Origin of the sequence: Pseudomonas sp. TWR2-1-1 (assembly GCF_049897045.1) — a bacterium.
Lineage (GTDB): Bacteria > Pseudomonadota > Gammaproteobacteria > Pseudomonadales > Pseudomonadaceae > Aquipseudomonas > Aquipseudomonas versuta.
In genome coordinates this window covers 423,671-445,820 of the sequence record NZ_JAFCVM010000002.1, presented here as the reverse complement: position 1 = coordinate 445,820, position 22,150 = coordinate 423,671, and the positions used below count along the sequence as shown (strand labels likewise).

The following is a 22,150-nucleotide window of genomic DNA, read 5'->3' as shown; positions in this document are numbered from 1 at the left end:
TCCCGATGGGTTTCAACCTTTCCGCCTGGGCGTTGCGTAATCGTCAAATCGTTCTGTTTCTGATGCTGTTACTCGCCATCGTCGGTGGTCTTTCCTACACCAAGTTAGGGCAAAGCGAAGATCCGCCATTCACCTTCAAGGCCATGGTGATCCGCACATTATGGCCGGGCGCCAGTGCCGAGGAAGTCTCGCGCCAGGTGACCGAGCGCATCGAAAAGAAACTGATGGAAACCGGCGAGTACGAGCGCATTGTGTCGTTCTCCCGCCCGGGTGAGTCGCAAGTGACCTTTATGGCCCGTGACTCGCTGCACTCGGCGCAGATTCCGGAGCTGTGGTATCAGGTCCGGAAAAAAATCAGCGACATCCGCTACACCTTGCCACCGGATATCCAGGGACCGTTTTTCAACGATGAGTTCGGCACCACTTTCGGCAATATCTACAGCCTCAGTGGCGAAGGTTACGACTATGCGGTGCTTAAGGATTACGCCGATCGCATCCAGATCCAGCTGCAACGGGTAAAGGATGTGGGCAAGGTCGAGTTGCTTGGCCTGCAGGACGAGAAGATCTGGATCGAACTCTCCAACCTCAAGCTCGCCACCCTGGGCCTGCCGTTGGCGGCTGTGCAACAGGCTCTGCAGGAGCAAAACGCAGTCTCTGCCGCAGGCTTCTTCGAGACCCCGACCGAGCGTGTGCAATTGCGCGTGAGCGGTAATTTCAAAACCGTGGAAGAGATCGAGCGGTTCCCGATTCGGGTGGGGGAGCGCACGTTGCGGATCAGTGATGTCGCCGATGTGCACCGTGGCTTTAATGACCCACCGGCACCACGCATGCGTTTTATGGGGCAGGATGCCATTGGCCTGGCCGTGGCGATGAAAGACGGCGGCGACATCCTGGTGCTGGGCAAGGCGCTGGAGGCCGAGTTTGAAAGGATCCAGCGAAACCTCCCGGCGGGAATGCAACTGAGCAAGGTCTCGGATCAGCCGGCTGCGGTGAAATCCAGCGTCGGCGAATTCGTCCAGGTGCTGGTGGAGGCCCTGGCGATCGTGTTGCTGGTGAGTTTCTTCTCGCTCGGCGTGCGCACCGGCATGGTGGTGGCACTGACGATCCCGCTGGTGCTGGCGATGACATTCGCCGCCATGCATTACTTCGGTATCGGCCTGCACAAGATCTCGCTGGGGGCACTGGTGCTGGCGCTGGGCTTGCTGGTGGACGACGCGATCATTGCCGTGGAAATGATGGCGATCAAGATGGAGCAGGGTTACGACCGGCTCAAGGCGGCGAGTTTTGCCTGGACCAGCACGGCGTTCCCGATGTTGACCGGCACACTGATTACTGCAGCAGGCTTTCTGCCGATTGCCATGGCGCAGTCGAGCACCGGGGAGTACACCCGTTCCATCTTCCAGGTCGTGACCATTGCGCTGCTGGCGTCGTGGATTGCGGCGGTGATATTTGTGCCGTATCTGGGGGCATTGCTGTTACCGGACCTGGCGAAGATTCATGCCCAAAAGCACGGCACCGGCGCCGGAGTTCCGGACCCTTACGCCACCCCTTTTTATCAGCGCATTCGTCGGCTGGTGGAGTGGTGCGTACGTCGGCGCAAGACCGTCATTACTCTGACTGTGCTGTTGTTTCTGGGCTCGGTGGTGCTGTTCAAGTTTGTGCCGCAGCAGTTCTTCCCGGCCTCTAGCCGTCTGGAGCTGATGGTCGATATGAAACTGGCCGAAGGCGCGTCGTTGAGCAACACCACCGAGCAGGTAAAACACCTCGAAAGCCTGCTCAAGGATCACCCCGGGATAGCCAACTATGTGGCTTACGCGGGCACCGGTTCTCCGCGTTTTTACTTGCCACTTGATCAGCAACTGCCAGCGGCCAGCTTTGCCCAGTTCGTGGTATTGGCCAAGACCATTGAGGATCGTGAAACCCTGCGTACCTGGTTGATCGAGACCCTGAATCAGCAGTTTCCGGGGGTTCGCTCACGGGTTACCCGCCTTGAAACGGGTCCACCTGTGGGTTACCCGGTGCAGCTGCGGGTAACGGGCGAGCACATAGAGGAAGTGCGGGCGCTGGCACGCAAGGTTGCGGCCAAGGTTCGGGAAAACCCTCATGTGGCCAACGTTCACCTGGACTGGGAGGAGCCGAGCAAAGTGGTGTACCTCAATGTCGATCAGGACCGGGCGCGGGCCCTGGGCGTGAGCACGGCGAACTTGTCGCACTTCCTGCAAAGCACCTTGCTCGGCTCATCTGTCAGCCAGTACCGCGAAGACAACGAGTTGATCGAAATCCTGTTGCGCGGCACACCCCATGAGCGTACCGAGTTGTCGCAGCTGCCGAGCCTGGCCGTGCCCACCGACAATGGCCAGAGCGTCGCCTTGTCGCAAATAGCGACCCTGGAATATGGCTTTGAAGAAGGCATTATCTGGCACCGTAACCGTCTGCCGACCGTGACGGTACGCGCCGATATTTATGGCAAGGAGCAACCAGCGACGCTGGTGCAGCAGATTCTTCCGACACTGCAAGATGTGCGTGCAGAACTTCCTGACGGCTATTTGCTGGAGGTGGGTGGCACGGTCGAAGACTCGGCCCGCGGGCAGGACTCGGTAAAGGCCGGATTTCCGCTGTTTATCGTGGTGGTACTGACCTTGCTGATGGTGCAGCTGCGCAGTTTTTCGCGCATGGTGATGGTGTTTTTGACCGCGCCTCTGGGGTTGATCGGGGTGACCTTGTTCTTGCTGGTGTTCGGCAAGCCCTTCGGCTTTGTGGCGATGCTTGGCACCATTGCGCTGTCCGGGATGATCATGCGCAACTCGCTGATTCTGGTGGACCAGATCGAGCAGGACAAGGCCGCGGGGCTGGACCCATGGCAAGCGATTATCGAAGCCACGGTACGCCGTTTCCGCCCGATCGTACTGACCGCCCTTGCGGCGGTGCTGGCGATGATTCCGCTGTCACGCAGCGTGTTCTTCGGGCCTATGGCGGTAGCGATCATGGGTGGACTGATTGTGGCGACAGCACTGACCCTGCTGTTCCTGCCTGCACTGTATGCGGCGTGGTTCAAGGTGAAGAAAGCCTGACCCTGGCCTGAGGTGGGGGCATTGCTGGCGTGAATCTATCGCTGGCAAGCCAGCTCCCACAGTGGGTGGGCATTGTTGATGTGGGAGCTGGCTTGCCAGCGATGCAGGCAACTCCAGCCCCACAGGATCATGCGGTGTTTATTGTTGAACCTGATCGACCCGCAGGCGGATGGGTTGCTGGGTCTTGGCATTCAGGTCAACGCTGTTGCGTTCAGTGTTGATGAACAGCAATTGGCCCTTGTCTTCGATCCGCGCGCTGACGGCGTAGGTGTGGCCCGGTTTGACTTCGGCCGGGTCATAGCTCAGGTGAAAAGGCAGCGGAACCTGGCCTTGGATCGGGCCGCTTTGCCTGGCCAGCGTGACTGCCGGGGCGTCGGCCAGCGATACATCTTGCAGGCTCACTTCAAGGGTAGCGCCAGGCGGCAGGGCGATACGTTGCAGGTAAAACACTTCACCATCGAGAGAGGCTTGCGGGGCAGGTGTCATCGAACTGCAGGCTCCGAGCAGGGCGGTCAGGCTGAGAACAAGGATTTTTTTCATGGGAAGACTCCATTGGGCAGGCTTCAACGCAAGGCGTTGAGTGAATCAAGTCACCTGCCTGCCAGACGCCTTGTGCATCTGACAGGCAGGTTTACTTATTAAGAGGGTTTTTCCAAAGACAGCGGCGTGTCATCCGCGGCATCTTCGGCACGATGCAAGGCCACCTGACGGATCGACAGGCGAATCTCGGCGGGCAATACACGTTTGGCAGCACCTTCGGCCAGTTCGCCGAGCAGTTCGTGATAGCTCAGCTTGCCGTTGGCGTCGCGGCGCAATACGTCTTCTTCGAGCAGCGTCTGGATAAAGTGGCGGAACAGGCTCTTGTCGAAGAACTCCGGGGCATTGAGCCCGTGCAGGATCGACAGGCGCTGGGCCATCATGGTGCACAGGTCTTCCAGCTCTTCGGCGCTCAAGGTGTTCTGGCCGCTGTTAAGCAGCAGCGAGATGGCCATATAGAAGCGCTGCAGGGTTTGCGCAATGCTCCTGGACAGCAGCGTCAGCAATACAAAATGCCGTGAACTCGGGGCAGGGCGCAGGTACACATCGTTTTCAAAGCGCAGCAAACCCTGTTCGACAAAGGCTTCAAGCCATTGGTCCACCACTCCCTCCAGCTCATCCTCGGACCAGCGAATAAACAGCTCCGACTGCAGGTACGGATACAGGGCGTGGGTGTAACGCAGGATTTGCTCGCGGGTCATGCGCGAGGCGCTTTGGAAGAAGCTGGCCAGTAATGCCGGCAACGCAAAAATGTGCAGCACGTTGTTGCGGTAGTAGGTCATCAGGACGGCGTTTTGCTCATCCAGATACAGCACCTTGCCCAGCGCATCGCTCTGCTCGGAGAGCAGGTCCATGCTTTTTACGTGTTCGATCAGCGCCCGACCGTCCCCCTCGGGCAAGGTGGTGTGCGATGAGTAGGGCACCCGGCGCAGCAGGGCCAGGTACAGGTCCAGCACGCGGGCCATTGCCCGGTCATCCAGCGCCAGTTTGCTGGTGGACAGGAGCACCAGTGCCACCAGGTTGACCGGGTTGATGGCCGCGGCTTCGTTCAGGTGCCGGGCGACTTTCTCTCCCAGGCGATTAGTGGTCGCGTGCAACCACTCAGGCCGGTACAGCGGGGCAAGTTCCTGCTGACGCCAACCTGGCTGTTCAACGTCCAGAAACTCGGCAAGTTTGATCGGTTCGCCGAAATTGACCGCCACCTGGCCGAATTTTTGTTTCTTGAGGGCGCCGATCACTTTGAAGATGTCGAAAATGGACTCTTTTTTCTTGCTCGCCCCGCGCAGTTCGCCGAGGTAGGTCCGGCCTTCGAGCACACGTTCGTAACCGATATACACCGGTACAAAGACGATCGGCATACGCGATGAACGCAAGAAACTGCGTACGGTGATGGCCAGCATTCCGGTTTTTGGTTGCAGCATGCGCCCGGTGCGCGAGCGACCGCCTTCGACGAAATACTCGACCGGGAAGCCTTTGGTGAACAGGGTGTGCATGTACTCGTTGAACACCGAGGTGTACAGCGGGTTGCCCTTGAACGTGCGGCGCATGAAAAATGCCCCGCCACGGCGCAGCAGGCGGCCCATCAACGGCATATTCAGATTGATCCCGGCGGCGATATGCGGCGGGGTCAGACCGTTGCGAAACAGCAGGTAGGACAGCAGCAGGTAGTCGATATGGCTACGGTGGCAGGGCACGTAGACGATTTCATGACCCTGAGCGACGTTCTGCACGCCCTCGAGGTCGTGGATCTTGACCCCGTCGTAAATCTTGTTCCAGAACCAGCTCAATATCACTTCAAAAAAGCGGATCGCCGTGTAGGTGTAATCCGAAGCGATTTCGTTGGCGTAGCGCAGTGCCTGGGCTTTGGCTTTTTCCGGGGAGATATTCTCGCGCTCGGCTTCATCCAGGATCGCCTGGCGTACAGACGGTTCCTTGACCAGGCCTTTCACCAGATTACGCCGGTGAGACAGGTCGGGGCCGATGGTGGCGGTTTTGAGGTTGCGAAAGTGCACCCGCAAAATGCGTTGAGCCATGCGCACTGTGCGCTCGTGGCCTTTGTTGAGGTCAATCAGCTCGCGCAGGTGAATCGGTGCGGAAAACTGCACGCGGGTTTTTCGGCCCAAAATAAGAATGCGCAGCATGCGGCGCAGGCGCCCGGTGACCGCCCAACTGTCGGCAAACAGCAATTTCCAGGGGCTGGACTCGCTGTCGGGTGACTGGCCCCAGAACACGCTGACCGGGATGATTTGCGCATCTTCGGCCGGGTTCAGGGTCAAGGCGTCTACCAGACGGGTCAGTGCAGGCGGGGCCCCACGCTTGTCCTGACGTCCCAGCCAGTCGGGCTCGGGGGTCAGGTAAAAGAATGCTTCGGGCTCAATCATTTCGCCCACGGCAACCGGTAGCACCGGCCGTGGCAGGCCGGCCTTGGTGCATTCGGCGTCGATAACTGCCAATTCGCTCAGTGAGGGCGATTGCAGGACGTAGAACACCGGCCGGCTGCGATCCAGATTCAGTGATAAAGACGACTGATTGATCGTCTCCGACCGCACCCACAGGTACAGCAAGCGACGCAGCGCGCCAAATACAAGACGACGGAATGGGGAGCGGGTCATACGGCTTCTGCGTTAGTGGATTTAAACGAGTGTTTACTCGTGCCGGTAGTGTGCCGTATCTCTGGAAAATCGGCAAAAAAGCAGCGAACTAATATTGATTGAGTGTTTTTTTTGCTGACTTATACTCGGGGATCTTTCGCCATGCTGCGTAAGACCCAGTCTGCAAAAGCTAAGTTCGAGCGAAAGATCTCAAAGGGCTGATTGTAGAGCCCGATCAATAATAAAAGGGGGAAGGATTCATGAGTACGCGCGTAACAGGCAGTGTGAAATGGTTCAACGACGCCAAAGGCTACGGTTTTATTCAGTGCGCTGATGGCGCCGATGTGTTCGTGCATTACCGTGCCATTCGCGGCGAAGGTCATCGCTCCCTGGCAGAGGGACAACAGGTCGAATACACCCAGATCAAGGGTGACAAGGGCTTGCAGGCTGAGGATGTCGTGGGGTTGTAACAACAGGCCCGCTGGCTGATGAAGAACCTGTGGGAGCTGGCTTGCCTGCGATGCAAGCCAGCTCCCACATGGATTCAGCGCTTTCGCTCTATCAGGCCCCGGTTTTCCAAGTGATTTCTTCCTGACCGTCTTCGCTGATACGAATCCAGCGATCAGCGTCAGCTTCACCCTGTTCTTCTTCCCACGTACCCGGTGCGCAACGCACTTCCACGTTCAGCGCTTTGAAAGCAGCCTGGGCGCAGGCAATGTCGTCGTCCCAGGGCGTTTGATCGCTCTCGAGGTACAGGCTGTTCCAGTTGCCGACAGCATTCGGCACCCAGGTCACAGGCACGTCACCTGCGGTGCATTTCCAGACCTGTCCCTTCTTTTCCCACTCGGTGCAGCTTCCGAACACTTCAGCAAGCCAGTTTCTGACGAGTGAATGACCGGACTTTGTCTCTTTCAGGTAAATCTCAATATCGGGCTGGCGCATGGATGTCCTCACTGCGTATCTGAAAAATCCATTCGCGGATTAGTCGGGCCAGGGGCGTGTGCCCCTGGCCGTAAAGTGGGTTATTGAAGAACGAAGTAATCGTAGCGCATCGACACCGTGACCACTAAAGGCTCGGGGTGCTCGATGACCTGGGCCCGACGCTCGGCACTGGCACGCCAGCCATGGGGGGTCATGGCCAGCAAGTTGGCGCGGTCCCGGGGTTCACTCAAACTGAGCACGAACTCCAGGGTTTCACTGTGTTGCAACTGCATGCCTTCAGGTACCAGCGCCAGGTGCTTGTCGTCGGCATAGTCGCGTACTTCGTCGTACAGCCGCTCACGCAACTCCATCAGGTGCCCGCGGGTTGGTCCTACGCGCATCAAGCCGCCGCCCGGGCTGAGCAGGCGCCTGGCTTCGAGCCAGTCCAGCGGGCTGAACACGCTGGCCAGAAACTGGCAGCTGGCGTCGGCCAATGGCACCCGGGCCATGCTGGCGATCAACCAGGTCAGTTGCGGGTTGCGTTTGCAGGCACGCTTGACGGCTTCGCGGGAGATGTCCAGCGCGTAGCCATCAGCGTCGGGCAGGGCCTCGGCGATTTGCGCGGTGTAGTAACCCTCGCCGCAACCGATGTCGAGCCAGCGCTGTGGCGCCCGCTCGGCGGCCAGTTCGGCCAGACGTTTGGCCACGGGCGCGTAATGACCTGCGTTGAGGAAGTCACGACGGGCTTCAACCATGGCCTGGTTGTCACCCGGGTCGCGGCTGTTTTTGTGCTGTACGGGCAGCAGGTTAAGGTAACCCTGGCGGGCGCGGTCAAAACGATGGCCCGCCGGGCAGGCCACGCCATTGTCGACCGCGTTGAGCGGCTGCGAGCAGATAGGGCAGGCAAGCATCAGGCGAGCAACTTGATCAGGGTCTGGTAGTAGATTTCGGTCAGCACGTCGAGATCGCTGGCCAGAACCCGCTCGTTGACCTGGTGAATGGTCGCGTTGACCGGGCCCAGTTCAACCACTTGCGTACCCAGGGTCGCGATAAAGCGCCCGTCCGAGGTGCCGCCGCTGGTGGAGGCTTTGGTCTCGCGGCCGGTGACCTGCTTGATGCTTGACGACACTGCGTCCAGCAGCGCGCCCGGCTCGGTCAGGAACGGCAGGCCGGACAGGGCCCACTCGACGTGCCAGTCCAGGTCGTGTTTGTCGAGGATGTCAGCAACCCGCTGTTGCAGGCCTTCAACCGTGGACTCGGTGGAGAACCGGAAGTTGAACACCGCAACCAGGTCGCCGGGGATAACGTTGGTCGCACCGGTGCCGGAGTTCAGGTTGGAGATCTGGAAGCTGGTCGGCGGGAAGAAGGCGTTGCCATTATCCCAATGTTCGGCGGCCAGTTCGGTCAGTGCGGGAACGGCCAGGTGAATCGGGTTTTTGGCCAGATGCGGGTAGGCCACATGACCTTGCACCCCGCGAACGGTGAGCTTGGCGCCCAGCGAACCGCGACGGCCGTTTTTAACCACATCGCCGACCAGGGTGGTGCTCGACGGTTCGCCGACGATGCACCAGTCCAGACGTTCATTACGCTCCCTGAAGCGCTCGATCACGGCTTTGGTGCCGTGATGGGCCGGGCCTTCTTCGTCACTGGTGATCAGGAACGCGACCGAACCCTTGTGGTCCGGGTAGTCGGCGACGAAGCGTTCGGCGGCGACCAGCATGGCTGCCAGGCTGCCTTTCATATCAGCGGCGCCACGGCCGCAGAGCATGCCGTGTTCATCGATCAGCGCGTCGAACGGGTCGTTTTGCCAGGCTTGTACCGGGCCGGTGGGGACCACGTCGGTATGGCCGGCGAAGCACAGCACCGGGCCTTCGTGGTTACCGTGGGTGGCCCAGAAATTGTCTACGTCTTCGATGCGCATGGGTTCGAGCTTGAAGCCGGCATCGCCCAGGCGCTGCATCATCAGCTTCTGGCAATCGGCGTCGATCGGGGTCACGGAAGGGCGACGGATCAAATCGCAGGCAAGTTGCAGGGTCGGCGAAAGGTCGGCGTGGGCCGTCATGGTGTGAACTCCGAGGCTGGGCGCGTATAGAGGCGGGCAAGGCACAAAAGGGCGGATATCTTAAAGCAAAACGGCGACCAGAGGCCGCCGTTTAGTGGTTGCGGTGAATTTATGCCGCTGGCTGCTCTTCTGGCGCTTCAACCGGTTTTGGCAGAGAAGACAAGAAGGCCATGACCAGCGCCGCCAGATACGGCAGCGATTGCACCAGCAGCATGACCACCCAGAAGCGCATGTCGTTACTCGGCAGGCCCTGGACCAGGAAAATCCCCAGAGCAGCGCCCCAGAGCAGCAGCATGATGAACACCTCTTCCCGGGCTTCCGAGATGGCGACCCAGAACCCGTGGTTGTCGGCGTTTTTCGGCGTGCGGAAGAACGGAATGCTGGTGGTGAAAAATCCGTACAGGACCGCTTTGGCGATGGTGTGGGACAGGGCCAGGCCTGCGAGGGCCGCGGCAAAGGCGTCCTTGAGGTTGACCCCCACGGCACGGCGGTACAGGAAGATGATCTTGCCCACCTTGAACACAAACAGTGCCAATGGCGGGATAGCGAAAATCAGCAGCGGCGGGTCAACCCGCGTCGGCACAATGATCATCGCCGCCGACCACAGCAGGGCGCCCACGGTGAAGAAGATGTTCATGCCGTCGGCCACCCACGGCAACCAGCCCGCGAGGAAGTGATAGCGCTGGCCACGGGTCAATTGCGTATCTTTGCCGCGCAACAGGCTGGAGGCGTGACGCTTGATAATCTGAATCGCACCGTAGGCCCAGCGGAATCGCTGCTTCTTGAAGTCGATAAAGGTGTCGGGCATCAGCCCTTTGCCGTAGCTATTGTGGGAATAGGCTGCGGAATACCCTTTTTCGAACACGCGCAGACCCAATTCAGCATCTTCACAGATACACCAGTCTGCCCAGCCAAGCTCTTCGAGCACGGAACGCCGGGTCATGGTCATGGTGCCATGCTGAATGATCGCGTCGCGGTCATTGCGGGTGACCATGCCGATATGGAAAAAGCCCTTGTACTCCGAGTAGCAGAGCTTTTTGAAGGTGCTTTCGTTCTGGTCGCGGTAGTCCTGGGGCGATTGCACGATGGCGATTTTCGGATCGGCAAAGTGCGGCACCATGTGTTTGAGCCAGTTGCGATCAACACAGTAATCGGAGTCGATCACGGCAATCACTTCGGCATCCGGCGCGGTGTGCGGGATCAGGTAGTTCAGCGCGCCACCCTTGAAGCCGGCCAGCGGGGCAACGTGGAAGAACTTGAAGCGCGGGCCAAGGGTTGCACAGTAGTCGCGTACCGGCTCCCAGACCGCCGGGTCCTTGGTGTTGTTGTCGATAATCAACACTTCGAAGTCCGGGTAGTCCAGGTTCGCCAGCGCATCGAGGGTCTGTTTGACCATCTCCGGCGGCTCGTTGTAGCACGGCACATGAATCGAAACTTTTGGCCGGTAGGCGTCTTCGTTTTCAACCGGCAGAAACTCGCGCCGCCGCTTGCGAATCCATACGGCCTCAGCCAGTTCATGGGCTTCGGTCAGAAGGACGATAAACACCCCGAATGCACCGAGCCCGAGCAGGATGCCCACGGTCAGACTGAACCAGGTGCTGTATTGCTGGCTGTAGTCGTAACCGATCCACACCAGCACTGACCCGCACAGAAACGCGGTGAAGGTCAGGAAGGTGCGGCCGCGCTGACGCAGGGCGGACCCGTCGATCAGCAACAACGCCAGCGACAGCAAGCCCATGACCACTGAACCAATGGCCAGTACCCGCCACTGCGGGATGGCGACGACCGGGCCTTCAAAGTTGAATTTTTGCTGGCGCGCAGCGTTGTACACGCCCCAGTACGCCCCTACCGAACCTTCATCGCTGGCTTTCCACGGTTGGTCGAAGGCTTCGATCACAAAGTAGTTGTAGCCGCGACGGTTCAGGGTATTTACCAGTGTGCGCAGGTAAATGGCCTGGTCTGCCGGGGTGGCATCGGCGCCACCGCGCATGCGGCCGTTGCTCGGCCAGCCAACCTCCGAAAGCAGCAGCGGTTTTTTCGGGAACATTTTTTTCAGGTCGCGGGCACGGTCCAGTACGAACTGGCCGGCTTTGTCCACGGGGATGAATTCCCAGTACGGCAAAATGTGCGCAGCGATCAGGTCGACGTGCTTGGCCAGCTGCGGGTATTTCTCCCAGATGTGCCATTGCTCGGAGGTGGTGACCGGAACCTTGACGGCAGCCCGCACCCGGTCCAGCAACACGATCAAGTCTTCCGGGGTGATCTCTTCACGGAACAGGGCTTCGTTACCCACCACAACCCGCACTACGCTGCGCGAATTATTGGCCAGTTCGATGGCTTTCTGGATTTCGCGCTCATTGCGCTCAAGGTCCGGGCTGATCCAGATCCCGATGGTGACCCGCAAACCGAATTCTTCCGCCAGCTTGGGAATATCGCCCAGGGTGCCGTCAACCGAGTAAGTCCGGATGTTGTCGGTCAGCTTGCTCATGATCTCCAGATCGCGACGCATTTCATCGTCGGTCGGGTACTGGTCTTTCTGCGGGTACTGGCCTTGCTGGAACGGCGAGTACGAAAAACCGGAGATTTGCTCGGGCCAGTTGGGCGCAGAGACCGGGCGATTGATCAGCGCCCAGAAGCCGGTGAACAGAGCGGCGATGGCCAGCACCACCACCAGGTTGAGTCCAAATTTACGCGATGACATAACTTTTTCGGGTTCCAAAAGGAGTGGAACGAAGATCGTTCGGCAGAGACCAAGCGGCGCGCATCCTACACTGCGCTCTGACCTACCGTATAGCGCACGGAATCAGGTCCGGCGTTTGGCAGCGACTGCCTGTTTAAGTTCTTTCTTTATTACTTGTAGCTCTTATCTAGTTGCTCCAAAGGTTATTAAAGCAGGCTTGGTCGCATCGCCTCTAGGAAAGATACAAAACCACAGGTCATCCCCCTATAATGCGCGCCGGTTTTAGGGTGATGGTCATGAGTACAGAAGATCCGCGGTTTGCCGGCGTTGCCCGGTTATATGGCATAGAAGGCCTGGAGCGGCTGCGTGCAGCGCATGTGGCAATCGTCGGTGTGGGCGGCGTCGGGTCGTGGGCGGCAGAAGCCATTGCCCGCTGCGGTGTGGGCGAGATTTCGCTGTTTGACCTGGATGACGTTTGCGTCAGTAACAGCAATCGCCAGTTACATGCCTTGAGCTCAACCATTGGTCGGGACAAGGTCGAAGTGATGGCCGAGCGTCTGCGCCAGATCAATCCTGACTGCACGGTGCATGAGGTCGCGGACTTCGTGACCCGCGAAACCATGGCCGAGTACATCACCCCTAATATTGATTGCGTGATCGACTGTATCGACAGCGTGAATGCCAAGGCGGCACTGATTGCCTGGTGCAAGCGGCGCAAGATCCAGATCATCACCACCGGTGGTGCGGGCGGGCAGATTGACCCGACGCTGATTCAGGTGTGCGATTTAAACCGTACCTTTAATGATCCTCTGGCTTCAAAAGTGCGATCGACCTTGCGCCGCGATTATGGCTTCTCGCGCACCATGACCCGTCATTACAGCGTGCCGTGCGTGTTTTCGACCGAGCAACTGCGTTATCCAAAACCTGACGGCAGCATTTGCCTGCAGAAAAGTTTTGTCGGGGATGGGGTCAAGCTTGATTGTGCCGGGGGATTCGGCGCGGTGATGATGGTGACGGCCACTTTTGGCATGGTTGCAGCCACTAAGGCCGTGGACAAGATAGTGGCGGGTGTGCGGCGGCCTTCGGAGCGGGTCAAACCAGCTCCCACAGGCTCTTAACGCATAACTCTGTAGGAGCGAGCTTGCTCGCGAGCTTCTCAAGATTGCCGCGTTTACTCGCCATTCAATCTGGCTCGATAAATAGCTCGCGAGCAAGCTCGCACCTGCAGCATCGGATCGGGCAAACCCTGGCAATGCGTTCAGCTTGCCAGTTCCCGCATCCGCTGCAGCACCGCATTCAGGCCATTGCTGCGTGACGGTGACAGCTGGCGGCTCAGGCCCAACTGATTGAACCAGGCGGGCAAATCCACCTCTTGCAGTTGCTCAGTGGACAAGCCATTGACCCGTGCCAGCAACAGTGCCACCAGACCCCGGATCAATCGCGCATCGCTGCTGGCAGCAAATTGCCAGCGGCCGTCTTGAAGCGTACCGACCAGCCACACCTGGCTTTCGCAGCCATGCACGCGGCTGGTCTCGTTTTTGTCCGCTTCGTTCAGCTCTGGCAGGTGTTGGCCCCATTGCATCAGCAGGCGCGCGCGTTGTTCCCAGCTATTGCAGTGTTCAAAGCTGTCGAGGGCGGCCTGTGCGTCAGCGGGCAAGGTCATCGCAGCAACTCCAGCGCCTGATCGAGGGCATCGAAGAAGCGCTCGATATCTTGCGAATCGTTGTACAGCGCCAGCGACACGCGGATGGCACCGGCCAGCCCGAAGCTTTTAAGCAATGGCATGGCGCAGTGATGACCGGCCCGTACAGCGATCCCTTGCTCGGTCAGCAGGTGTGCAAGGTCGGCATTGTGCACGCCCTCAACCACAAAACTCACCAGCGCCAGTTGTGGCGAACCCAGCAGGCGAAGCCCTTGGCGTTGTTTCAATCCGTCGATCAGCAGGGTGTGCAATGCGCCTTCGTGGGCTGCAACGGCTGCTTGATCCAGGGTGGACAAATAGCTGAGGGTCGCGCCCAGACCGATCACGCCGGCAATGGGCGGGGTTCCGGCTTCAAAGCCCAGCGGGGCGGGGCGAAAGGTCGCGCTCTGGTAGTCAGCTTCCTGCACCATCTCGCCGCCGAACTGCCAGTGCTGCAAGCGGGCCAGCGCGCCATGGCGGCCAAACAGCACGCCCACACCGTCCGGGCCATAGAGTTTGTGGCTGGAAAACACATAAAAGTCGCAACCCAGCGCATTTACGTCATGCCGGCCGTGGACGATGCCCTGGGCGCCGTCAACCACGGTCAGTGCATTTTGCGCTTTGGCCAGGGCCAGCAGCGCAGGCAGCGGCTGCCACACGCCGAGCACATTGGATAACTGGCTGACGGCCAGCAGGCGGGTGCGCGGGGTGATCAGGCGGGCGGCGGCTTCGAGGTCGATCACGCCGTCGGTATCCAGTGGCAGTACCACCAGACTCAGGCCTTTGCGCTGTGCCAGTTGTTGCCACGGCAGCAAGTTGGCGTGGTGTTCCAGGGCACTGATAACGATCTCATCGCCCTGGCTGAATTGGTGTTCCAGCCCATAGGCCAGAAGGTTCAGCGCCGAGGTGGCGCCGTGGGTGAAAACAATTTGCCCGCAGTCGCTGGCGTTGAGCCATTGCGTCACTTTCTGGCGGGTGTTTTCAAACGCCTGGGTCGCATGGGCGCCCGGCAGATGTTGGGCCCGGTGCACATTGGCTGCGCCATTGGCGTAGTAATGCTGCAGTGCGTCGAGCAGGGCCTGGGGTTTTTGCGTGGTTGCAGCGTTGTCCAGATAGGTCTGGTCCTGACGTTGCATGGCGGCGATGGCAGGGAAGTCAGCGCGCCAGGGAGAAGGCAAAAGCATGGTGTTCAAGGCTCTGTTGACGAGGCCAGAGGCTGGCCCCGTCAGTGGCAGACAGACGCTTAGTTGTGAGCGTGCAGTGCTTCGTTCAACTCGATGGCCGACTTGTGGGTTTTGCATTCCACCGCGCCGGTTTCCGAGTTGCGGCGGAACAGCAGGTCTGGCTGGCCGGCCAGGTCACGGGCCTTGACCACTTTGACCAGCTGGTTGTTTTCGTCCAGCAGCGCAACTTTGGTGCCGGCGGTGACGTACAGCCCGGACTCAACAGTGTTGCGGTCGCCCAACGGGATACCGATACCGGCGTTGGCGCCGATCAGGCAGCCTTCGCCGACCTTGATCACGATGTTGCCGCCACCCGACAGGGTGCCCATGGTGGAGCAGCCGCCGCCCAGGTCCGAGCCCTTGCCGACGAATACACCGGCCGAGACACGGCCTTCGATCATGCCAGGGCCTTCGGTGCCAGCGTTGAAGTTGACGAAACCTTCGTGCATCACGGTGGTGCCTTCACCAATGTAAGCACCCAGACGGATACGCGCGCTGTCAGCGATACGCACGCCGGCCGGGACCACGTAGTCGGTCATTTTCGGGAACTTGTCGACCGAGAACACTTCCAGCAAATCGCCGCGCAGGCGGGCTTCGAGTTGACGCTCGGCCAGCTCGCCCAGGTCGATGGCGCCCTGGCTGGTCCATGCTACGTTCGGCAGCAGCGGGAACACGCCAGCCAGGCTCAGGCCGTGGGGCTTGACCAGGCGATGGGACAGCAGGTGCAGCTTGAGGTAGGCCTCGGGGGTGGACGTCAGTGCAGCATCTTCGGCCAGCAGAGTGGCGACCAGCGGCTTGTGGCTTTCTGCCAGGCGGGTCAGCAGTGCCGCTTGGGCAGCGTCGATAGGCTTGGCGATTTCTGCCATTTGTGCCGCTTGCGCGGTGGTGAAGGTGATCGCCTGGTTGCCGCCGGTGTAGCCCAGGATCGGGGCGATGGCAGCGATCAGTTCGGCCGAAGGGTTGATCAACGGTTGGGCGTAAAACACTTCCAGCCATGCGCCTTGACGGTTTTGGGTGCCGACGCCGAAGGCCGCGCTGAACAGGGTAGTAGACATGCAAATACCTCTTACAAAAATAAATGGGCGGGCTTTAGCTCTGTTTTAAAGAAGGGCCGCCGCATAAAGATCTGGCTTGAAGCCAATCAGGGTTTTGTCACCGAGATCAAGCACCGGGCGCTTGATCATCGAGGGTTGGGCGAGCATCAGTTCAATGGCTTTGGCCTGGTCGAGATCGGCTTTGCGTTCGTCGTCGAGCTTGCGAAAGGTTGTACCGGCGCGATTGAGTACTACTTGCCAGCCGTGTTCGTTGCACCATTGGGTCAGGTGCTCGCGGTCAATACCGGCGGCTTTGTAATCATGGAAGTCGTAGCGCACTGCATGTTCATCCAGCCAGGTGCGAGCCTTTTTCATGGTGTCGCAGGCTTTGATGCCGAAAAGGTGCAACGTCTTGTTCGAATCGGTCACTGAATTGCCCCTCCTGTGGAGATGCCTGGAAATGAGCGGTCGCAGATTATGCCATGTGCAGCGCGCTTGGGCGCGGCCGGGTGCAAGCTTGGCATGTCTGTGTGACATGTCGTCGCATTGCGACTTTTGTTCAGCGGTCAGAGTTTGCCCTTAAAGGCTACTATGGTACGCAATGCAAATATTGTTGCCTGATATGTTTCAAGGCTTATTGTTCGGGAATCCTGCTGATATGCAAACTGCCTATACCGTCCTCATCTTGCTGATGCTGGTGGGTGTCTCGCGTTTATTGGGGCGTGTGATTCCACTGCCTTTACCTCTGGTGCAGATTGCTGCCGGTGCGGTGCTGGCGTGGCCAACCCTGGGGTTGCACGTGGCGCTGAACCCGGAGTTATTTCTGTTTCTGTTTTTGCCGCCGCTGTTGTTCTCGGACGGCTGGCGCATGCCCAAGCGTGAGTTCTGGCGCCTGCGGGGGCCCATTTTGACGCTGGCCGTCGGTTTGGTGCTGTTCACTGTGGTCGGTGCCGGCTACTTCATTCACTGGCTATTGCCGGCCATTCCTTTGCCGGTCGCCTTTGCGCTGGCTGCGGTACTGTCGCCGACGGATGCGGTGGCCGTATCGGCGATTGCTCAAAACAGGCTGCCGGCACCCTTGATGCATATGTTGCAAGGTGAGGCGTTGATGAATGACGCGACCGGCCTGGTGACCTTCAAGTTCGCCCTGGCGGCAGCCATCACCGGGGTGTTTTCGCTGGCCAATGCCAGCGTGACTTTTTTGCTGGTGGCCTGCGGCGGCCTGGCGATCGGTGTGGCGTTGAGCTGGGTTGTAGGGCGTATGCGCTCGTGGATGATTACACGCGGCTGGGATGATCCGGCCACGCATGTGGTGTTCATGCTGCTGCTGCCGTTTGCCGCTTATGTATTGGCCGAGCGCCTGGGGGCTTCGGGTATTTTGTCGGCGGTAGCGGCGGGGATGATGCAGAGCTGGCTGGATTTGTTGCCGCGTCAAACCAGTACCCGGTTACTGAACCGCAGTGTGTGGTCGCTGCTGGAATTTGCCTTCAATGGCCTGATCTTCTTGCTGTTGGGCCTGCAGTTGCCGGACATCATCAAGGCCGTCGTGCGGCTGGAGCCCACACTTTGGCCAACCTTGATGTATCGCTGCCTGGATGTGGTGGTGATCTTTATGGTCCTGGTGGCGCTGCGCTTTATCTGGGTGCAGAGCATCTGGCGCCTGTCTGTCCTCTTGCGCCGCTTGCGGGGCAAGGAGGAGCTGACCATGGTGCCGACCGCGCGCTCCTGCTGGTTGCTGACCGTGGGCGGGGTGCGTGGGGCGGTGACACTGGCGGGCGTGATGTCGGTGCCACTGCTGATCAGCGAAGGCCTGGATTTCCCGGAGCGCGAATTGTTGATCTTCATTGCCGCCGGGGTGATTTTGCTGTCATTGATCGTGGCCTGCATTTCCTTGCCCCTGTTGTTGCGCGGTATCCCCAAGAGTCCGGACGATGCCATGCGGGCTGAAGTACGAGAGGCGTGGCGGCGTACGGCGGAAGCGGCGATTCATGCGCTGGAGGTTGAAGAGGTGGTCGACCCCCAGAAGCAGGATGCGGCTCAGGCGGCTTTGGCTGCAGAGTTGAAGGCGCGGATCATGTCTGAATACCGGCATCAGCTCGAAGCATTCAATGACTCGGCGGAAGCCCAGGCGCTGGCGTCGCAGATGGACCAGCTGGAAAGCCGATTGCGGCTCAAGGCACTCAGGGCGCAGCGTCTGGAGTTGTACAGCTTGCGTCGCCACCACGAAATCGGCGATGACGTGCTCAGTGAAGTCTTGCGCGATCTTGACTTGAGCGAGGCGAACCTGGGAACTGTGAAGTAGCCCGGCATATGTAGGAGCGAGCTTGTCTCGCGATCTTTTGATCTTGAAAGATCACGAGGCAAGCTCGCTCCTGCAGGCTCAGGGGTTATTTGCGGCGCAGGATGAATTCGCGAATCCGCTCTGCGGCTTCTACGCACTCAGCCAGTGGGGCCACCAGCGCCATACGCACACGGCCGGCACCGGGGTTGAAGCCGTCGACTTCGCGGGACAGGTACGAGCCCGGTACCACCGTGACGTGTTCCTCGGCGAACAGGTCGCGGCAGAACGTTGCATCATCGCCTTCAACCCTGGGCCACAGGTAGAAGCCGCCATCCGGGCGCTGTACGTCGAGTACCGGGCTCAGGATTTCCAGCACGGCACCGAATTTTTCGCGATACAGGTCGCGGTTGGTGCGCACGTGGGCTTCGTCATTCCAGGCCGCAATGCTGGCCAGCTGGGTTTGCACCGGCATCGCGCAGCCGTGGTAGGTGCGGTATAGCAAAAACGCCTTGAGAATCTCGGCATCCCCGGCCACGAAACCCGAACGCAGGCCCGGCAGGTTGGAGCGTTTGGACAGGCTGTGGAAGACCACGCAGCGCTTGAAGTCTTCGCGACCCAGATCCACGCAGGCACTGAGCAGGCCCACAGGCGGCGTTTGCTCGTCGAAGTACAGCTCGCTGTAGCACTCGTCCGCGGCGATCACGAAGTCATGTTTGTCGGCCAGGGCGATCAGCTTTTTCAGGGTGTCGAGCGGGATCAGTGCGCCTGTCGGGTTGCCCGGTGAGCACAGGAACAGGATCTGGCAGTTGTCCCAGGTTTGGGCCGATACAGCGTCGAAGTCCGGGTTGAAGCCATGCTCTGCCAGGCACGGCAGGTAGTGCGGCTTGGCACCGGCAAGGAACGCTGCACCTTCGTAGATCTGGTAGAACGGGTTCGGGCTGATCACCAGCGCGTCGTCGCCACGGTTGACCACGGTCTGGGTGAAGGCAAACAGCGCTTCACGGGTACCGTTGACCGGCAGGATGTTGCGCGCCGGGTCGAGCCAGCCTGCTGGCACGTTGAAACGTCGCTCGGCCCAGCTGGCAATGGCTTCGCGCAGGGCAGGGATGCCCAGGGTAGTGGGGTAGACAGCCATCTGGTCCAGATTGTCGGCCAGCGCCTTGGCCACAAAGTCCGGCGAGCGGTGTTTGGGTTCGCCAATCGACAACGCAATCGGGCGTTTGTCGGCGTTGGGCTGCACGCTGCCAAGCAGGGCGCGCAGTTTTTCGAACGGATAAGGCTGCAGCTGGTTTAGAGCGTTGTTCATTGGATGCGGGTCTCGCTCGGCGGCGCTTAAATGCTCAGGCGCCACGGTTCAGGGGTTGAGTCTTTGTCGACGGTCAGCTGTTCAACGATGGCTTCCTGCAAGCGCATACACAGCTGCGGGTCGGACAGTGGCTGATTGTTTTCGTCAGTGATGAAAAATACGTCTTCGACGCGCTCGCCCAGGGTGGCAATCTTGGCGTTCTGCAGCGACAGGTCGAACTCCAGAAAGATCATCCCGATGCGGGCCAGCAGGCCCGGGCGGTCGGGAGCGCTGAGTTCCAGTACGGTCACCGGGCGTTGCGCGTCGTTGTGAATTGTTACCTGGGGCGCGAATGCAAAGTGCTTGAGCTGGCGCGGTACCCGACGCTGGATGATGTTGGGGTAGTCGTCGGGGTTGCGCAGGGCTTCGGTCAGCCCTGCGCGAATTTTTTCGATGCGCGCCGGGTTGTTGCCGATCGTGTCGCCATCATTGTCGAGCACGATGTAGGTATCGAGGGTGAACTGGCTGCTGGACGTGATGATGCGCGCGTCATGAATGTTCAGGTTGAGCTGGTCCATCGCCGCTACGGTTACGGCGAAGAAGTCATGCTGATCGGGCGCATAGATGAATATCTGGGTGCCGCCTTCGAATTCGCGCTGGGTGGTTTCCTTGATCAGTACCAGCGGGCCACCATCTGCCGGTTGTTGCAGGATGGCTTCAGTGTGCAGGGCCACATCCGCCGAGGTATGGCGCAGGAAGTAGTCGTCGCCCAGCTGTGACCAGAGTTGTTCCACGTCATCCTGGTCGTTGCCGTTGCGCACCAGTATGTCCAGTGCGGCGCTTTGGGTCTGGCGGATCTGCTCTTCGCGATCCACCGGATTTTCCAGGCCGCGACGCAGGGCCCGCTTGGTTTCGGTGTAGAGCTGGCGCAAAAGGCTGGCGCGCCATGAATTCCAGAGTGTCGGGTTGGTGGCGTTGATATCCGCCACGGTCAGCACATACAGGTAGTCGAGATGGGTCTCGTCGACCACGATCTGGGCAAAGTCATGGATGACCTGCGGGTCGGACAGGTCCTTGCGCTGGGCGGTGGTCGACATCACCAGGTGGTTTTGCACCAGCCACACAATCAGGCGTGTATCCCACTGCGGCAGCTGGTGGCGGATGCAGAACGCTTCGGCATCGACCGCGCCAATCTCGGAGTGGTCGCCATGCCGGCCTTTGCCAATGTCGTGATAGAGCCCGGCCAGGTAAATCAGCTCGGGCTTGGGCAGCTTGGCCATCAATTTGCTGGCCAGCGGAAATTTCTCTGACACCTGGGTGTACTGCAATTTACGCAGATGTTTGATCAGGTTCAGGGTGTGCGCATCGACGGTATAGATGTGGAACAGGTCGTGCTGCATTTGCCCGACGATAAAGCCGAATTCGGGCAGGTAGCGTCCGAGAATGCCGTAGCGGTTCATTCGGCGCAGGTTGCGATGAATGCCGATCTTGCACTTGAACAGCTCGATAAACAGGCTGGTGTTACGGATGTCCTTGCGGAAGTCGTCGTCGATCAGATAGCGGTGTTCGCGCAGCAGACGAATGGTGTCGGCGCGCACGCCTTTGATCTCGGGGTGCTGGGCCATCAGCAGGAAGATTTCGAGCATGGCAAACGGCGTGCGTTTGAACACATGGTCGCTGGTGGCCTCGATGTAGCCGTCATGCAGCTGGAAGCGCGAGTTCAGCGGGGTGGGCGGCGCAGCATCTTCGGGGGCCAGAATCACTTCTTCGAAGTGCTGGATGATCAGGTCGCTGAGCTGGGCGATGCTCATGACCACCCGGTAGTACTGCTGCATGAAGTTTTCGATGATTTGTTTGGTGTCCGCGCCAGTAAAGCCGAGCAGTTCGGCGATGCTGCGCTGGTGATCAAACAACAGGCGATCTTCAGAGCGCCCGGCCAGCATGTGCAGGGCATAGCGCACTTTCCACAGAAACTCTTGCGAGGAGGCCAGCAGGGCGTGCTCGCTTTCGACCAGAAAGCCTTCGCCTGCCAGGGCGCGCAGGTTGAGGGTTCCGTACTGGCGGCGGGCCACCCACAGAATGGTCTGGATGTCGCGCAGGCCCCCGGGCGAACCCTTGACGTTGGGTTCCAGGTTGTATTCGGTATCGTTGTATTTGTGGTGGCGGGCTTTTTGCTCGGCCCGCTTGGCCAGAAAGAAGTCTTTGCTGGGCCACATGTGTTCGGTGCTGGTGACGTCGAGCATGCGCTGGCGCAAGCGCTCGGGGCCGGCCACTGTGCGGCTTTCCATCAGGTTGGTGATGATGGTCAGGTCGGCGCGGGCCTGCTCGGCGCACTCGTCCACCGAGCGCACGCTCTGGCCTACTTCGAGACCGATGTCCCAGAGCAGCGTCAGAAAGCGTTCGATGGAGTCGCGGAAAATTTCGTGATCGGCGTTGTCGAGCAGAATCAACAGGTCGATGTCGGAGTAGGGGTGCAGTTCGCCGCGGCCATAACCGCCGACGGCCACCAGGGCGATATCGGCCTGGTCGCTCCAGCTGAACTGTTCCCACGCCTGTTGCAGGATATTGTCGACGAACCAGGCGCGATCTTCGATCAGGCGTCGAATATCACGGCCATTGCGAAAGCGCTCGTCCAGGACCTCTCGTGCCTGGCGGATCGCCTTTTTGAAAGCGGCAATGGGGCTTGCCTTCAATGCCAGTTCGGCCTGGAACTGGCCGCGGTCAAAAAGTTCGGGATCCACCTGCGGCATCGATTGGCTTTCCTATCGCTGTATAGCTTTTATA

General features: G+C 59.7%; 16 protein-coding genes. 4 read left to right on the top strand and 12 right to left on the bottom strand.

The features are described from left to right. The first annotated feature begins 5 nt into the window (after positions 1-5). Positions 6-3,071 carry an efflux RND transporter permease subunit gene (locus ACP7BO_RS06970; RefSeq protein ID WP_426209285.1) on the top strand — a complete coding sequence of 1,022 codons (3,066 nt, stop codon included), beginning with the start codon at positions 6-8 and terminating at the stop codon, positions 3,069-3,071. A gap of 138 nt (positions 3,072-3,209) precedes the next feature. On the opposite strand, the gene ACP7BO_RS06965 is transcribed toward ACP7BO_RS06970, so the two are convergent. Continuing rightward, the gene (locus ACP7BO_RS06965) at positions 3,210-3,611 is read right to left on the bottom strand and encodes a YbaY family lipoprotein (protein ID WP_397454623.1); all 402 of its coding nucleotides are present in this window, start codon (positions 3,609-3,611) and stop codon (positions 3,210-3,212) included. 98 nt (positions 3,612-3,709) lie between these two features. Beyond that, positions 3,710-6,220, bottom strand: coding sequence for a glycerol-3-phosphate 1-O-acyltransferase PlsB (gene plsB / locus ACP7BO_RS06960; RefSeq protein ID WP_426209282.1), 2,511 nt, complete (start codon positions 6,218-6,220; stop codon positions 3,710-3,712). A gap of 239 nt (positions 6,221-6,459) precedes the next feature. On the opposite strand from plsB, the gene ACP7BO_RS06955 reads away from it, so the two are divergent. Further along, positions 6,460-6,669, top strand: a complete 210-nt coding sequence (locus ACP7BO_RS06955) for a cold shock domain-containing protein (protein ID WP_397454620.1) — start codon at positions 6,460-6,462, stop codon at positions 6,667-6,669. A gap of 91 nt (positions 6,670-6,760) precedes the next feature. Here ACP7BO_RS06955 and ACP7BO_RS06950 read toward each other — a convergent pair whose 3' ends face one another. The 4 genes from ACP7BO_RS06950 to ACP7BO_RS06935 all read right to left on the bottom strand — a co-directional run bounded on the left by ACP7BO_RS06950 (position 6,761) and on the right by ACP7BO_RS06935 (position 11,883). Beyond that, positions 6,761-7,141, bottom strand: coding sequence for a hypothetical protein (locus ACP7BO_RS06950; RefSeq protein ID WP_426209279.1), 381 nt, complete (start codon positions 7,139-7,141; stop codon positions 6,761-6,763). 80 nt (positions 7,142-7,221) lie between these two features. Continuing rightward, positions 7,222-8,031: a putative RNA methyltransferase gene (locus tag ACP7BO_RS06945; RefSeq protein WP_426209277.1), complete on the bottom strand. Its 810-nt coding sequence runs from the start codon at positions 8,029-8,031 to the stop codon at positions 7,222-7,224. Beyond that, entirely contained in the window at positions 8,031-9,182 is a 1,152-nt protein-coding gene (gene dapE, locus ACP7BO_RS06940; RefSeq protein ID WP_397454617.1) for a succinyl-diaminopimelate desuccinylase, read from the bottom strand. Before dapE ends, ACP7BO_RS06945 begins: the two co-directional genes overlap by 1 nt. 109 nt (positions 9,183-9,291) lie before the next feature. Beyond that, entirely contained in the window at positions 9,292-11,883 is a 2,592-nt protein-coding gene (locus tag ACP7BO_RS06935; RefSeq protein WP_060694761.1) for a glycosyltransferase, read from the bottom strand. A 275-nt stretch (positions 11,884-12,158) separates the two neighbouring features. Here ACP7BO_RS06935 and tcdA point away from each other — a divergent pair, with 275 nt between their 5' ends. Next, positions 12,159-12,980: a tRNA cyclic N6-threonylcarbamoyladenosine(37) synthase TcdA gene (tcdA, locus tag ACP7BO_RS06930; protein WP_426209275.1), complete on the top strand. Its 822-nt coding sequence runs from the start codon at positions 12,159-12,161 to the stop codon at positions 12,978-12,980. A 140-nt stretch (positions 12,981-13,120) separates the two neighbouring features. Here tcdA and ACP7BO_RS06925 read toward each other — a convergent pair whose 3' ends face one another. The 4 genes from ACP7BO_RS06925 to ACP7BO_RS06910 are packed head-to-tail and all read right to left on the bottom strand — an operon-like array spanning position 13,121 to position 16,229. Beyond that, entirely contained in the window at positions 13,121-13,525 is a 405-nt protein-coding gene (locus ACP7BO_RS06925; RefSeq protein ID WP_426209273.1) for a SufE family protein, read from the bottom strand. After that, positions 13,522-14,727: an aminotransferase class V-fold PLP-dependent enzyme gene (locus tag ACP7BO_RS06920; protein ID WP_060694757.1), complete on the bottom strand. Its 1,206-nt coding sequence runs from the start codon at positions 14,725-14,727 to the stop codon at positions 13,522-13,524. The genes ACP7BO_RS06925 and ACP7BO_RS06920 overlap by 4 nt, the downstream gene beginning before the upstream one ends. Before the next feature lie 59 nt (positions 14,728-14,786). Further along, a complete protein-coding gene (gene dapD, locus ACP7BO_RS06915; protein WP_397454612.1) occupies positions 14,787-15,821 on the bottom strand; it encodes a 2,3,4,5-tetrahydropyridine-2,6-dicarboxylate N-succinyltransferase in 1,035 nt (344 codons plus the stop codon). Between the two features lie 45 nt (positions 15,822-15,866). Next, positions 15,867-16,229, bottom strand: coding sequence for an ArsC family reductase (locus ACP7BO_RS06910; protein ID WP_060694754.1), 363 nt, complete (start codon positions 16,227-16,229; stop codon positions 15,867-15,869). Between the two features lie 229 nt (positions 16,230-16,458). Here ACP7BO_RS06910 and ACP7BO_RS06905 point away from each other — a divergent pair, with 229 nt between their 5' ends. Beyond that, positions 16,459-18,102 carry a Na+/H+ antiporter gene (locus ACP7BO_RS06905; RefSeq protein ID WP_397454611.1) on the top strand — a complete coding sequence of 548 codons (1,644 nt, stop codon included), beginning with the start codon at positions 16,459-16,461 and terminating at the stop codon, positions 18,100-18,102. 85 nt (positions 18,103-18,187) lie between these two features. Here ACP7BO_RS06905 and dapC read toward each other — a convergent pair whose 3' ends face one another. Both dapC and ACP7BO_RS06895 read right to left on the bottom strand, forming a co-directional pair. Beyond that, a complete protein-coding gene (gene dapC / locus ACP7BO_RS06900) occupies positions 18,188-19,387 on the bottom strand; it encodes a succinyldiaminopimelate transaminase (protein WP_426209269.1) in 1,200 nt (399 codons plus the stop codon). Between the two features lie 26 nt (positions 19,388-19,413). Then, a complete protein-coding gene (locus ACP7BO_RS06895; protein WP_397454609.1) occupies positions 19,414-22,116 on the bottom strand; it encodes a [protein-PII] uridylyltransferase in 2,703 nt (900 codons plus the stop codon). Positions 22,117-22,150 lie beyond the last annotated feature (34 nt).